Below are 15,349 nucleotides of genomic sequence, written 5' to 3'. Positions count from 1 at the left end.
TCTTTAGTTAAAGTTCTTAGGGAAGATGCTTGTACTCTTCTGTAAGAGTGCCACAGTAATCTTACCGGCCTCTGCTCTAGTCAACTTACCCTTCGGGTTAAAGTTATAGACGGGCTTCTTTTGGCCTGTAACGGTCACAGCACTTCCTTCCATAATCTTAGCTTTAGATATAGCTTCAATTGCAGGACGTGAGTAGAAATCCATGTTGCTTGTATCAACAAATGATTTGCTTAAGCTTGCCAACAGTTTACTGTCATTCAACGACATCTTGAGTTTCAACGCCCTAGCTATCATTACTGCGGCTTGTTCACGTGTTAAGGCTTGATCAGGCCCAAAGAAGCCATCACTGAGGCCTGTAACAATACCTGCCCTAGCAGCTGTCTCAATGTGTTTGAAATCCCATGTAGCCGCTACGGCTTCTGGCACAATATCAAAGAAGGTTTGTTTATTAGCATCATAGTTCAAAGGAATACTTAATGATTTCACCAACAATGTAGCGAATTCACCACGAGTGGTCAAATCATCGGCTCCGAATGCATCTGCTCGAAGATTAGTCATAAATCCTTTGGAATACAATCCATTCATTATATTTCTGCCCCATGGATGATTCGTAATATCAACAAAACCACGGCGCAGCTTCATAACAGTGTAATAACCAAATTCATCGAATGGAACGGTGATGGTATGTTTTTTCGTATCTACGACCCCGCCCAAGTTCTCCCACTTACCTGAATCTGTATATCGGAATACTGTAATAGTCGATCCCACTTCATCCACAATGCTGGAGTTGAAAGTAAGCGTCAATTCACCACGTTGAGAAGGTACGATTTTTCTTGTTTGACTATACTGTGTAAAGTATCCAGTCTTTCCACTGGCATCCACGAAATGCGGGGTAACCCCGTTGGTCTCAAGATTAACGCCATCATTTCCTAGACCACCACTGAGCCAATAGATATCCGATACTCTCGAAAAGTTATTAGTAGAGACGGTTGATGTAAAGCGCAGAGCAAGATCCTGTGGAATCACAAGCTGCCCGCCCCCGCCTTCGGTTCTGTCGTCACTACCCGTTACGTTGATAATGTTCCCGTAATCATTCTTACGTTCAACAACGCCATCAGCGGGATCCGCAATACCAAACAACAGTTTTGTATTAGGATAATATTTTGCAGCACCAGAGCTAGTATATCCCTTCATAATCGTGCCTTTAGGGAAGTTCAATTCCAAGGTTTTATTAAAGACACTATACTTCGTAGCTACCTTCTCAGCCATATATTGTGTATCAATCTGCACTGCACTAGCATAATACACATTTATAGTATCGCTTATTGTGGAGTTAGCACGAACCACTTGTATCTTAATGGGATTCGATTTGTCTGCTTTTAAGCCCACATAATCATAGGTGAAGCGATCTTGATTTGGCAAATCCGTACGTTTAATTGCTTCTTCTTTGCCAATTATTACTTTAGTGGCACCTTCAGCCTCAATATCAAAACGAACAAAGTTTTTGTTAACAACAATTTGCTCACCTACCGTCGCTACAGGTGACAGAAGACGATATGGAGCAACTTCCCGCACTACTTCAAGACGTTGTGTAGTTCTTGCCCCTGTTTTGTTAATAAGCTCTAGGGTATAAACTTGACTTCCTGGGGCATCAAACTTAATGTCACGTAATCTTAAAATAAAATTCTTAGCACTGCCAATGTAGTCATAATACAAACCATTTGCAGCCACTTCATCAGGATAACGTTTAGGACCAATAGGTCCATCGGATTCCGTACCGTCAATTAGCAGCTTATCCTGCCCCGTCGAAGTAAACACCAGAGTAGAGCCCTGATAAAGATTCAGCGTTGTAGCACCACTACCTTGTAGTACCAAGTCGAATTTATCTTTGTTTGTTGTATATTTTTCATCCTTATATACAATCTCAGCCGGCAATGCCAGCATGGCATTACGCTCGACTTCATTAGAAAGGGTTGTAGTTGTAAAAGGTAAACGATTATCCCCTAAAGTAGGATGGAATTGTTTTACCCCAGAAATGTTGGTATCAATGATGTAAATTTTAAGTTCTTTTTTGATAATACGTTGGTTACCAGCATTATCTCTTGAGACTCCAGTAAACACGATTTTATTCTCACCGTATACCAGTGGTCCCGTCTGACTGATTGTCACAGTGAAATTAAAAGTTGTTTTATTTACTGTTGAGTTTTTTTCTACTTCAAGCTTAAAAGGATTGCTAGATAATGAGTTACTGTCTGTACCGTTAATTTGCACTTGTGCATTTTCTATATTTTCGAACCCGATATATTCCCCAGCGACATTAAGTTTTCTTTCTACACTGGAATCGAATTCGTAGGTCTGACCATCTTGCAGATTACTTACATATATATAGTTTTTCGATACATATGAAATATCAGCATTATAGAAGGATTCTGATCCTTTATAACGGAATTGTACCTTTTGTTGACCATTAGAGAACCCTGATATTTTATAAATATATTCATTTGTTCCTGTGCCTGCAGTTACATAAACTATGGATAGTGGTTTATTACTCAATGGCAAATAGTTCGCAGTTATATCTTCTGGGGTTGTTGATCTATTTGTCTTCGCCATTATATAGAAACTATCCGTCTCTAACTGTTGGCCATTCAAAGGCAATTTAGAGATATTGGTAAGATCACCTGAGCCTGTATATCCAGGAAGGTAGTACATTTCTGTTATAACAGTCTCATTTTTCAAAAATTTATATGAATAAAGATGAGAACTGCTGTGGCTGCCATAATCTACAGACAATTTAAAGTCATTTACACCCGCCAAGATTTCTAAATCAGCTGCAGTCTTAAATTTAACCAATTTATACGTTGGCGTAACGCCATCAGGACCAGGAATTGTTAATTCTTCTGTCACAGCACTAATCGTTACAACTTTTTCGGAACTATTACCTTTATTAAGAGTTAGCACAGCATTTGTTGCAAACGGAGCCACGTTATATGGAACTAAGATCTGTCCAGTAAAACCTGCAACACTTGGAGTCAAATCAGCAGTCAACGTAGGCACATTATCATTTAAGATATTATAGTCCGCATTGTCGTGGTTGATGTTCAAAGAAGCGTACGGTTGATCCTTATCAAAGAAATATACGGATCTGTCTATTGTTATTGAATCCGAAGCATTTTGAATAACAATCTTAAGCGTACTTAATCCCGGACTCAAGTTCAGCGCGGGGGTGAAAAATGTTCCGTCTTCCAATAGGGAAGTTTGTAATGCAGTTCCTCCATTCACGGAGACACTGACTTTAGTGGCATTCGTTACTTTACCTTGAAGAGTAACTGTAGATACTGGTACAACAACTTGTGTTCCTTCATTTAAATTAAGCGCAGAAGGACCACCCAAAACTTTTAATTCTGTTACATAGGGAACTTTATCGTAAAGAACATAAAATGATTCTGAACGTTGGAGATTCCCTTGCATACCAGAAAAGGTCACCTTATTAAAACCTGTATACAAAACAAGACCAGATGCTACAAAACGGTTATCCGGGCTATTGGTATCTGTTGTTACCGCTCCCGTAGTCAGGTGAGTAGCATCTGTTACCCATTTATTAGATTGACTATCTTTTGTAAGCTGCTCTACAGTAACCTTCATCGTGGAAGATGTTACCTGAGAGTAGGTTCCTGTAATTGAAAAGGTAGGGCTACTTACTTTGTAAACACTAGAACGGTCAATAAGTCCCTCAGGATTAGGATTAGCTGTTGTTGCTACAACATCCTGTTTCAACAGAACAGTATTACGTAATGTGAGATCATCCGGACTGAAGAAAGTCGTGGAGCTCGTGGTAGCCGCTGCCGCTATGGGCGTGTATTTACCTGGGAACATAGAAACGATCAAAGCCGCCAGCATCAGCCAAATGAACGGTCTCTTAAAGCGTTGCATGTGTTATATCTCTCCTTTGAGTATAAATTCTCGTAAACCTTCACTTTGTTCTTTATCGGTCATAGGAAGCGATATTTTTAGGGAAAACAACAAAAAACTCATCCGAAAAGGGATGAGTTTTGTTAGTTATAGAAAATATTAGAATAATACCATTAATAAATTAAGATTTGGAACCTCTTTCCGGATTAGCCTTCATACGAATTCTTAAAAAGAAATCAATCAGCGGACGTTTAGTCTTACCGATCAAACCTGTAACTTCCGCACCGATCTGCAAGAAGAAGAGCATGATGCAGATGACTACGAAGGTAACCCAGTTCGCCTCGTAAAGAGCGGCAGAGGATTGAATAACAGCTAAAACTCCAAAAAATGCAGCAATACCATAAATAATGAGCACAGTCTGACGATGACTAAAGCCTAGCTCGCGAAGGCAATGATGCAAGTGACCTTTGTCTGGTGCAAAGATTGGTTTCTTCTGCAGCTTACGGCGCACGATCGCAAAGAACGTGTCCGACAACGGTACACCAATAATAAGCAAAGGTGTAATAAACGAAACCACGGCAATCTGTTTAAACCCTAGCAAAGCAAGTAAAGCTAAGCAGAAGCCTAAGAACAGCGATCCCGTATCCCCCATAAAAATCTTGGCGGGATGGAAGTTGAAGAACAAGAATCCGATTATGCTACCCAGAAGCAACAGGCATAACATGGCAACCATCGTGTTACCCATCAAGAAAGCCATTACCGCAATCGTAGCAATCGCAATCCCTGATACACCAGCAGCAAGCCCGTCCAACCCGTCAATCAGGTTAACAGCATTGGTGACACCAACAATCCAGAAAATCGTAAGCGGGATAGCAATCCAGCTTTCCAACGAAGAATACGTATTGTTAAATGGAATATTCACAAAATCTACAGTAATACCAAAACCGAAAACTACAATACATGCTGCGACAATTTGGCCCAGCAGCTTCAACTTTGCTGATAATTCAAATCGGTCATCCAAACCTCCGATAAGTACAATCAGTCCGCCGCCACACAGCAGCGCTTTGATGAAGTTGGCCTCCCGCGGAGTGAACTCATATGGAATAATCGGCAATACGGCAAGCAGGCCTAACACAAACGCCAGAAAAATAGCTAATCCGCCAAGGCGGGGCATAATTTTCGTGTGCACTTTACGAGCATTCGGCACATCTGTCGCACCAATCTTAATGGCGAATTTCTTCACCAAAGGTGTGAGGCCAAGTGCGAGTCCCATGCATACGATAAATCCAGCGATGTATATGATTAACATTTGATCAGTCGACCCCCATTTCTCTACCGCATTGAATTATACGCTGTTACAAAAACAAATTCCAATCCCTTTTTTAGGCTATTCATCTGATTTTCTAGGTGAATATCGGCATTTGACTAGACTTTTGTTACTTTATCTTTCTCACGCACCACTTTTAATGCGAATTTCGGCAACGCAAGCATTCTTTTGTACCGCGTAGGCTCTTTTAATAAACGGTACAACCATTCAATTCTCATTTTTTGGAAAACTTTTGGTGCTCTCTTGCTCTTGCCAGAAATTACATCAAAGCTGCCGCCGACCCCCATCATGATCGGAACACCTAACTTGGATTTGTGTTTTGCAATCCATGGTTCCTGACTATCCGCGCCTCTGGCCACAAATAATAAGTCAGGATTGGTTTTAACAATTCCAGCAATAATCTCATCATCCGATTCCGGACCAAAATAACCGTCATGATATCCTGCAATAATAACACGCGGATATTGCAATTGTAACCTTTCAGCGGTTTCCTGAATCACCTCAGGTGTAGAACCAAGGAGATATACCTTCCATCCATATCTTTCACCCTGTTGCATCAATTCATGTAACAGGTCAAAACCAGCTACCCGTTCGGTTACAGGCTCCTTACAATAATTAGCAGCCCATACCACACCGGTTCCATCTGGGACAACTAATTCAGCTGACTTCATTATCTCCATATAAGCTGGATCTTCCAAAGCAGCCATAACCATAATCGGATTAGCTGTAATCACTTGATGCGGGATACGGGTATGAACCGCCTCTGTCAAATATGCAACAGTTGCTGCCATATCAACCTTGGAGACTCTAATCCCAAAAATAGGAACTGTAGGTACCGCGCTTTCTGCTTTCACTTTAGATCATCCTTTATGGTGGAAATATTCTACGATTTGCCGTGCTGGAGCCCCTGCTTCTTGAATCAACGAGGAGAGGATCGTCTCCCTCTCATTTCTCCATCCCTCTGCTGTTTCCAAAAGATGGCCTATCTCAGCAGCAACTTGTCCAGCATCTAATGATTGGGTCGTGCCCACAGGCTGACACCGAACTCTGTCTAGAAAATGATCAATTTTCGGATCATAAGAGATACCAATCAGCGGAACTCGCCGCCCTGCGGCATAAATCAGGCTATGAAGACGCATTCCGATCAGCACTTCACATTGCCCTACTTCCCGCAGCATGTGTTGCGGATGACTGGCATCTTCACAAATACTGACCTGCCCCCCATGCTGGCTTATATTTTCTTCCAGCTTCTCCATCACATAACGTGAGGCTTCAATATCAGATGGAAGATGAAACGGAAGGAATCTTAAATGCAATGGTTTTTCAAGATTCGCCTTAATCAAGCCTTGAGCAAGAGCGTCCAGCTCCTTGCGATCTTGTTCCCAATAACGTACCGAAATACCTACTACCGGAAGTGAATCTGAAGACTCTGGTAATTCAGCAGCATCAGTCTCTTCAGGTAAAGATAAGCCCATCACCGGGTCAGGAACAACCTCTATGTTCTTCTGTTCTAATCCCATAGAAAGTAAAAGCTCGCGGGATTGTTCATCCCGCACAGAGATATAAGTACATTTGCGAAACACTGATTTGATTAATGGGTGGAAAAGCTTACGATTCACAGGTCCGATACCTTGAGCATAAATAAAGGTCGGTTTACCCATCCACTGCGCAAGCTTAATAATACCTAAATAGTAAGGAATACTCTTGCTTCCTGTTACATCTTGCAGCAAGCTGCCTCCACCGCTAATCAGACCAGAACTCTCATAAATAGCTTGACGGACTTCAACCAGCTTCATCCGGTGCACAGATTTCACTCCATATGTGGCGCTAGTCCACTCAGGATCGATGGACAAGACAATGGGTTCGATCTCTATACCTGCAGCTTGAGCATGTTGTTGCAGTGCAATCAATATAGATTGCAGTACCGCCTCATCCCCGCTGTTATGGAAACCGTAATAACCGGAAATAACTATCTTTTTAGGAGTGGCGACCATCGTTTCCAACACCCTTCTGCAATTTGCCATACGATTACGGCAATCACACCAATGATCAGTCCTAATCCAAGACCGAGCAAGCCACGAATGAGCGAGATCAGAACTGGCGAGTGAATATGAGCAAAGGTATCTACCATCGAGAGCTGACCGATTACAGCAATAATCATGATAAACGCTGCATTCCGATATCTAAAGGCCAAGAATGCGCCAAGAATTAATAACGGATGCGCTAGCAAAAACTCTTTATTACGCGGTCGAACGCCAACCGTATTTTCCAAGAATGTACGTAAAACCATTTCCAACGGACTCACACTGCCACCGTTACCTGTACGGGTCATGTAATAATAGCCAACAACCGCCAAAACAAAGGCAATGATAATCATCGCAAATGTGATTGGTGTCCGCAGCAGCTTACCTGTCTTGTTAAAGACAAAATCCCCACGATACAAAAGCACGTAAAGTGCCACAAGACCGATAGGCGCCATATGAAGCAGACTGACACCACGGAACTGGTTGAGAACCAGGCTATAAGTTACATTATTAAGCAGTGCTATCATAAACGGCACAGCGCTCAAAGAGATCAGTGAAGTCTTAAAATAAAGCACTAAGCTATGTGTAAACCGGCGTTGCGGGCTCATAGCCTTATAGGTAAGGGGATTGCTCCGTAGAGGTGGTCCCATTTCATTAACCTTACGAATGGCAAGCACAACGGCAAGCGTTGGTGCACTTATCGCAGCGGCAAGCGCGAGCGCTTGTTCAAACATTTCAGGCTTCACTAGCATCAGGCCTGCACTTCCAATCAAACCTAACACCCAGGCAGCAAGCGTGAGCTGTGGAATGAAGTAAGAGACCAGCAGAGCCACTAAAGACACTGCTCCAACCACCGCAACTAGCTTAAAGTAACGTTGATAAGAGGAATCTACAACCTCAAATGCCGTAGCTTGTCCCAGTTTAAATCCATTGCCTTTAATCTGCTCAACTGCTCCGCCTGGTTCGCTTAGGCTGGTAATAAGGTTATCTAATGTATCTGTAACCTGTGCCTTAGCAGTATTTCTTGCAGGAATCGTGTTTAAGTAGATCATGCGGATATTCCGATCCTTTGTTGCCAGAGCGAAACGGTCCGAAATTACTTTTGGATCTAAGGCAGAATCTCCCTCACTAAGGGAATATAAACGTGTCACATTATAATCCAGCAAATAAGCGAGCCTGTTAAAGCCCTTTTGCTGTTTTTTAATATTCTCAATTGCTGCAATCCCCATTCCACGTTCCTTAAGGAGATTTGCAAAGTCAGTGATACTCCCAGTATCGGCATCATCATTAAACCCTTTAACAGACTCACCTTCAAATAGAATCCGTTTAACACCCAATTCCTCATAACGATCCAACAGCTTCTTTACCGTGGCTTCATTATAAGTCAGAGAATCCACAAGACGAGGTACAATACTGAATCCCTTGTTATGCAGCATGTCCAGTGTAAATGGATCGGGCTGCAGTGGCTTCAATGTAGCGTCTTCTAGCGGGGTCTCGATGATAAGACCCTGCTGTCCGCGGAAACTCCAGTCTCTTGAATTAATCCCAAGATTACTAAATGCTTCTTTAATTACAGGCGCTAAAGTATCGCTGTAATCAGCACTGGTAAACAGAATATAGGTATAGTTTTCATTTTCAGGTATGATCGTGTCCGTAAGATTAGCTATATCAGCCGCACCCCATATCATTAGACGACGCGCCTTACGGTAATCTTCCAATGTGCTTTCGTAAATCGCCATGCTCTGTACACCAGCGTCTTTAAGGCGATCTAACTGTTCGGAAATATAATCTTGTGGATTTGCACGATAGCTGGCTACATCAACCAGATCACGATAATCAAATACAAATTCTACTGTCTTGGAAGACTTCTCCGTCTGCAGTCGATCATAGACCACAGGCAAGGCTGCTATAACGCCAACCACAACTATGATCCACAGCCACTTTCGGAAAGTAATATTCCAACGTTGCCATTTTTGCCGCACCAAAAGTACCTCCTCTTTCGCTTTAAAAACTCTTTTAACAAAAGTAGAAACGGATCGTCATCCTTTTAGAGACGGTACCCGTTTCTACGTAAAATATAATTCACAATATAGAAAGCACTCTATATTTATTATTGTCCCCCGTCAACGCGAGCCATAACCTGTTTCGACAGTGCAGCAACCTTATCCTTAGCATTCTGCAGGGAGTCACCCACTACTGCAAAATAAACTTTAATCTTAGGTTCTGTGCCGGAAGGGCGCAGGCAGAACCAAGATCCGTCAGCCAGCAAATACTTCAGTACATTTTCCTTCGGCAGTCCATTTAAGCCCAGGGAATAATCCTGAATTTCTGTTACGGCAGATCCAGCAATTTCTTGTGGTGCATTAGAACGCCAATCATTCATGATTCCTTGAATTTGCGCAACGCCATCTTTGCCTTTCAGCGTACGGGACTCCAAGCTTTCCAAGAAGTATCCGAACTGCTCGTACAATTCCTGAAGAACATCATATAATGTTTTGCCTTGAGCTTTATAATAAGCACCTGCTTCAGCGATAAGCATAGCAGCAAGAACAGCATCCTTATCGCGAGCATAATTGCCTGCAAGATAACCATAGCTTTCTTCATATCCGAAAAGATATGTGTATTCTCCGGATTGTTCGAACTGGGTCATCTTTTCTCCAATATATTTGAAGCCAGTCAGCGTATTAAATACAGTTGCACCATAATGAGAAGCTACAGCAGCCCCCATTTCGCTAGTAACGATAGTCTTTACAACCGCACCATTGCTAGGCAGCTTTCCTTGTTCCTGCAAACGACTCAAATAGTAATGAATCATCAGTGCTCCGGATTGATTGCCGGACAGAACAACAAATTTACCTTCATTGTCGCGAACTACCGCACCCATACGGTCTGCATCAGGATCCGTGCCAATCAAAAGGTCAGCATTCAACTCTTCGCCCAGCTTCATAGCCAGCGTAAAAGCTTCACGTTCCTCCGGGTTCGGCGATTTCACTGTAGAGAATTCAGAATCCGGCTGTTCTTGCTCAGGTACAACATGTACCTGGGTGAAGCCGATTTTCTCAAGTACACGGCGGACTGGCAAATTACCTGTACCATGCAGCGGAGTGTATACGATTTTGAAGTCTTTTCCAAGCGTAGAGGCAATCTCTTCACTTGCAAGACTGACCGCAGCAACAGTATCGGTAAACGCTTCGTCATCCTTCTCTCCTAGCCAGTGCAACAGACCTTGAGCTTCAGCTTCTTCTTGCGAAATCCGCTTTACACCATCAAAAGTGTCAACCTCTAGTATGTAAGAAATGACCTTTTCGGCTTCGTGTGGTACAAGCTGTCCGCCTTCCGAATTATAGACCTTATAACCATTGTATTCAGGAGGGTTATGGCTCGCGGTGATTACAATACCACCCGTTGCTTTCAAATAACGCACGCTGAATGACAGCTGTGGTGTTGATCGAAGGGAGGTAAACAAATGCGCCTCGATGCCATTAGCAGCCAGCACAAGAGCAGCCTCAAGTGTGAATTCAGGCGAGAAGCGACGAGAGTCATGCGCGATAACAACCGAAGGTCTGCCTTCTCCAGTATGCTTTTCTAGAATATAATTAGCGAAGCCTTGTGTAGCTCTGCCAACAGTATAACGATTGATACGATTGCTGCCCGCACCAATAACCCCACGCAAGCCGCCTGTACCAAACTCTAAGTCTCTGTAAAAACGCTCTTCAAGCTCCTGTGGCTCATTCTCCAGAGCGCGAAGCTCTGCCTTTGTAGCCTCGTCAACAGAAGGGTCCTGCAACCAGCGGGATAATGTGTCTGCCGCTTTCGCACTTAATTGAGTCATATGAATCTCTCCTTTAGATATATTTATAGAAAAATAAAATATTTAGCTCAGAGCAAACATAATTTCTCCAGAGGCTACAACCTTACCTTCAACGGAAGCAGTAGCTTGTCCTTTTCCGATGCTACCCTTAAGGCGGGTGATCTCTACTTCAAGAGTGAGTGTATCGCCCGGTACCACTTGACCACGAAAACGGAATCCGTCCAGCCCAGCTAAAAAACCGATTCGGCCGCGATTAGCTTCTACTCCCAGGATAGCAACCGCACCCACTTGTGCAAGGGCTTCTGTAATCAGTACACCCGGCATTACCGGATAGCCCGGAAAGTGACCTACAAAGAACGGTTCATTGATCGTTACATTTTTGATTCCTACAGCTTTTTTGCCCATTTCAATCTCGATAATTTTGTCCACCAGCAGAAATGGAGGCCGATGGGGGATGATTTCTTGAATTTGGTTGATATCCAGCATTATGACAAAACTCCTTTCGGATGTTGCACATTTTCTTTTATTCTTTGCCGAAATGCATAAAATTAGGCAGGTTCGGTAAAAACTATATTTATCCTTCACCAACTGCAGAAGTGGAGGTTGAGATAAGGGGCTTTCTCCACCGGATGCGGCAGCATGGCGGAGAGGGCCCTTTTTGCTGCCCGAGGCCCCCCACCATTATACATTTTTCAGCATAAAAAAGAAAACTCCCTTATATAACAAGGGAGTGGTTAAATCATCTTCATTTATGGAGCAAAAACCAAATCATATACATGTCTCCACGTACTCCACTGCAGAGCATCGCTTAACTCTTTCTTACCCAGGACAACGTAACCGACGGCCAGGCCGCCTCCAAGTGCAGCTACGAGAAGCAAGGGAATAAGAACCCATTGTATCATGGTCCATTTGGAGATCCCTCGTGGAGAGGGTTCTTTCTTCTCTTCCGATTTAACTTTTTCCTGTCGATCCATTCCTTCACCTCTACGCGCGCATGTTATTGGCTAGACCAAACATCTGATCACTGGACGAAAGTGCCCGAGCTACGAGTTGATACGTGCGTTGAATCTGCATCATTTCTGTCATTTCTGAGGTCATATCGACATTCGACTGCTCCAGCCATCCTGAGCGCACTCCAATTCCAGATGCCTCGCCTGCCGCTCTTTGTACAAAAGCCTGCTGTGCTGTAACCCCATCTGCAAGCATATAGAAATTCCCGTCGACAGCCTTTAAGGCATTCTGTGTCTTAGGTTCTACTATCATTATAGTACCCGCTACCTGAACAGGTCCATTCTCCGTCTTTTTTGTTAACACACGACCAGATTCATCGATAGCAGCATTCACACCTACAGGAACCGTTAGAGGTTTGCCCTCTGTATTTAAAACCGAGTTTCCTGTGTTATCAACCAATACCATCTTTTTAGCATCAGTCGTGTCAGGAATAAAGTGAAAATCACCCTGACGTGTATACGCTGTAGTACCATTGACCTGAACACCAAAAAGCCCGTTGCCCTGAATGGCTAAGTCGGTCGGACTCCCTGTTTCTTTAAGGGGTCCCTCTTCCCAATTCGTTGAGATCGAAGGCACATAAGTCCCAAAACCCATATTAAAGCCTAGGGGTGTAGAACGGCCCGGTTGGTCATAATCATCTGATTGCTGTTGTACACGAGTCAGCACGTCCTCAAAAGAGCCCTGCTTGCTCTTATAACCATTGGTATCCATGTTGGCTAGATTATCCGCTATAATATCAAGCCGCTGCTGAAGGCTCGACATGGAGACTGCTGCACTAATCGTTGAGTTGTTCATAGATCAAACCTCCTATAAGCTCTACCTGTAAAGCTCATTCCTAAGCACTGCCTATACCCTGCCAACTTCACTTACAGCCTTCTGCAAGCTGCCATCATAATATTGAACAATCTTCTGGTTCGCTTCATAAGCCCGATAGGCGGCATTCAAATCCACAGTAACCTGAGTAGGATCTACATTGGAGCTTTCCAGGTAACCTTGGCGTACTTGCATGTTATCTGTTCCGTTAGAGAAACGGATATCTGCCGCCTCTACATCATCAGCGTGAAATACACCATTACCGTCACGTACAAGCTCCTGTGGCTTTGTTACTACACTCACACCAAGCTTGGTCCCTGTCGGAAGTCCTGTTACTGGATTAAGCAAATTACCCTGCCCGTCCACTTTAAGGGTGTCCTGATTTCCTGTCAAGACAAGGGGCTTGCCTGTGGAATCAAGAACCTTGAAGCCACCACTGCTCAGTACCTCTCCTGTAGCCGCGTTTATTGAGAAGCTCCCATTTCGCGTATACAGATTATTCCCTTCAGCATCCTGTACAGTAAAGAAGGCCTGTGGACGATAAACAACCTCACCCTCAGGGCTTACATATTTGCCTGAACCATCAAAGGAGATATTTTGACCTGTCACTGGATCAGCTACTTGCAAATCCGTAGATAAAGCAAAATCCATGGTCTTGCCGCTCTCCCTTAAATCACCCTGTAAATATTGGGATATCGATTGTTCTGCAAAAACCCCAGTGTTAAGGCGCCCCACTGGCTTTGTATTGCCATTACTCATAGCAGAGATCAGTACATCCGGAAAAGCATGATTGACACTGTCAACCTGCTTGTACCCCGTTGTATTCAAGTTAGCGATGTTCTGTGTTGCCGTATCATGTCTACGCTGCTGTGTAACCATACCTGCAGCGGCTGTATATAATCCTCTTATCATGAAGGTAGTCCCCTTCCGAATCTTTTGCTACCTTTTATATCGGCTGCTTAGAACTTTTTCTTAACGACCTTGTCCAAATTATCTAGCATTATTCCGGTTCCCTTAACTACACAATGCATCGGGTCTTCCGCTATCCACACCGGAACATGTAATTCTTCTGAGAGGAGCTCGTCCAATCCATTAAGTAAAGCGCCACCACCAGTTAGAACAACACCCCGGTCAATAATATCTGCTGATAGCTCAGGCGGTGTACGTTCCAGAACGGACTTAGCAGCTGCCACAATAGAAGAAACCGGATCCCATAGTGCTTCTTTTACCTCGCCTGAAGTAATAGTGAGCGTCTGAGGGAGTCCACTTACCATATCACGACCACGAATATCCATTTCAGCCTGCATCAGGCCTGGACGCACGGTGCCAATTGTAACCTTAATATCCTCTGCCGTACGTTCACCGATTAACAGCTTATACTTTTGTTTAATATATCTTAAAATGGCCTCATCGAACTTGTCTCCTGCGACTTTAATCGAAGAAGCGGTAACGACGTCGCCCATAGAAAGTACGGCTACATCCGTCGTTCCGCCACCGATATCGACGACCATGTTCCCACTAGGCTGATAAATATCCATTCCCGCTCCGATTGCAGCGGCTTTTGGCTCTTCCTCCATAAAAACTTCCTTAGCCCCGCTCCGCTCTGCCGCTTCCCGTATGGACTTCTGTTCCACAGATGTAATATTTGTAGGGGCGCAAATCAGAATACGGGGCCGTGCGTACCAGGACCGGCCGCCAACGCGGTCGATAAAATACTTGAGCATCATTTCTGTGATTTCAAAATCTGCAATGACACCATCCCGGAGAGGACGGATTGTTATAATATTTCCAGGTGTACGTCCAACCATGCGACGTGCCTGTTCTCCCACCGCAAGGACTCTCTTCGTATCACTTTCAAGTGTGACCACGGAAGGTTCATCCAGAACGACTCCCCTTCCCTTAACATGTATGAGCACATTGGCCGTGCCGAGGTCGATTCCGATATCCTTGCTAAACATAATGAAAGAGCCCCCAAAGTGTTATTTTAATTGAAAAAACAGCAGTTAGTACTAAATTTAAAAATACCATACTTTAGGGGAAGTACACAATGTATTAAAGCTGAATATTTCCTTAAATTTCCGAAAATCTCATGGCTTTGATGCTACAGCAACCTCACGTTTTTTCCCCGTCGATTTTTTATATTTGATTTTTGTGGCTTCTCCCCCCCGAAGATGTCGGATGGACTTGTGATATTCGAGAATGTGCTTCACCTGATCGGCCAGATCAGGGTTGATCTCTGGCAGACGCTCAGTTAAATCTTTATGCACCGTGCTCTTTGAAACGCCAAATTCCTTGGCTATGGTCCGGACCGTATGCCTGGTTTCCACGATGCAGCGTCCGATTTTGATCGTACGTTCCTTGATGTAATCGTGCACGCTCCCGCCTCCCAACTGTGGATAGTTTGGTACATTATATGAGGGGCGGGCTTATATATTCGCGCTTTCAAGACATGAC

Annotated in this window: 12 protein-coding genes; all 12 read right to left on the bottom strand. The window is 43.7% G+C overall.

Annotation, left to right across the window (positions count from 1 at the left end; genetic code table 11):
• Nucleotides 1–3: 3 nt before the first annotated feature.
• The 12 genes from MHH63_RS26075 to spoIIID all read right to left on the bottom strand — a co-directional run bounded on the left by MHH63_RS26075 (nucleotide 4) and on the right by spoIIID (nucleotide 15,270).
• Nucleotides 4–3,930 (bottom strand): S-layer homology domain-containing protein, encoded by a 3,927-nt coding sequence (locus tag MHH63_RS26075; protein WP_341172241.1) that lies wholly within the window; start codon nucleotides 3,928–3,930, stop codon nucleotides 4–6.
• A 160-nt stretch (nucleotides 3,931–4,090) separates the two neighbouring features.
• Complete coding sequence (locus MHH63_RS26070) at nucleotides 4,091–5,218, bottom strand: glycosyltransferase family 4 protein (RefSeq protein WP_036681523.1); 1,128 nt, start codon at nucleotides 5,216–5,218, stop codon at nucleotides 4,091–4,093.
• Nucleotides 5,219–5,334: 116 nt separating this feature from the next.
• Complete coding sequence (locus tag MHH63_RS26065) at nucleotides 5,335–6,090, bottom strand: WecB/TagA/CpsF family glycosyltransferase (RefSeq protein ID WP_036681526.1); 756 nt, start codon at nucleotides 6,088–6,090, stop codon at nucleotides 5,335–5,337.
• Nucleotides 6,091–6,096: 6 nt separating this feature from the next.
• Entirely contained in the window at nucleotides 6,097–7,230 is a 1,134-nt protein-coding gene (gene csaB / locus MHH63_RS26060; RefSeq protein ID WP_076279125.1) for a polysaccharide pyruvyl transferase CsaB, read from the bottom strand.
• Complete coding sequence (locus MHH63_RS26055) at nucleotides 7,206–9,242, bottom strand: DUF5693 family protein (protein WP_341172240.1); 2,037 nt, start codon at nucleotides 9,240–9,242, stop codon at nucleotides 7,206–7,208. Before MHH63_RS26055 ends, csaB begins: the two co-directional genes overlap by 25 nt.
• A 128-nt stretch (nucleotides 9,243–9,370) precedes the next feature.
• Complete coding sequence (locus tag MHH63_RS26050; RefSeq protein ID WP_076123920.1) at nucleotides 9,371–11,092, bottom strand: phospho-sugar mutase; 1,722 nt, start codon at nucleotides 11,090–11,092, stop codon at nucleotides 9,371–9,373.
• Between the two features lie 42 nt (nucleotides 11,093–11,134).
• Nucleotides 11,135–11,557 carry a 3-hydroxyacyl-ACP dehydratase FabZ gene (fabZ, locus tag MHH63_RS26045; RefSeq protein ID WP_036681536.1) on the bottom strand — a complete coding sequence of 141 codons (423 nt, stop codon included), beginning with the start codon at nucleotides 11,555–11,557 and terminating at the stop codon, nucleotides 11,135–11,137.
• A 263-nt stretch (nucleotides 11,558–11,820) separates the two neighbouring features.
• Nucleotides 11,821–12,045: a DNA-directed RNA polymerase subunit beta gene (locus MHH63_RS26040; RefSeq protein WP_036681538.1), complete on the bottom strand. Its 225-nt coding sequence runs from the start codon at nucleotides 12,043–12,045 to the stop codon at nucleotides 11,821–11,823.
• A 10-nt stretch (nucleotides 12,046–12,055) separates the two neighbouring features.
• On the bottom strand, nucleotides 12,056–12,877 hold the full coding sequence (locus MHH63_RS26035; RefSeq protein WP_076099680.1) for a flagellar hook-basal body protein: 822 nt from the start codon (nucleotides 12,875–12,877) through the stop codon (nucleotides 12,056–12,058).
• 51 nt (nucleotides 12,878–12,928) lie between these two features.
• The gene (locus MHH63_RS26030; protein ID WP_038573634.1) at nucleotides 12,929–13,807 is read right to left on the bottom strand and encodes a flagellar hook-basal body protein; all 879 of its coding nucleotides are present in this window, start codon (nucleotides 13,805–13,807) and stop codon (nucleotides 12,929–12,931) included.
• 47 nt (nucleotides 13,808–13,854) lie between these two features.
• Nucleotides 13,855–14,853: a rod shape-determining protein gene (locus MHH63_RS26025; RefSeq protein WP_036681546.1), complete on the bottom strand. Its 999-nt coding sequence runs from the start codon at nucleotides 14,851–14,853 to the stop codon at nucleotides 13,855–13,857.
• Nucleotides 14,854–14,982: 129 nt separating this feature from the next.
• Nucleotides 14,983–15,270 carry a sporulation transcriptional regulator SpoIIID gene (gene spoIIID, locus MHH63_RS26020; protein WP_036681548.1) on the bottom strand — a complete coding sequence of 96 codons (288 nt, stop codon included), beginning with the start codon at nucleotides 15,268–15,270 and terminating at the stop codon, nucleotides 14,983–14,985.
• Between the last annotated feature and the right edge of the window lie 79 nt (nucleotides 15,271–15,349).

Origin of the sequence: Paenibacillus sp. FSL H3-0310 (assembly GCF_038002785.1) — a bacterium.
Classification (GTDB): domain Bacteria; phylum Bacillota; class Bacilli; order Paenibacillales; family Paenibacillaceae; genus Paenibacillus_AQ; species Paenibacillus_AQ odorifer.
This window is presented reverse-complemented; position numbering and strand designations above follow the sequence as displayed.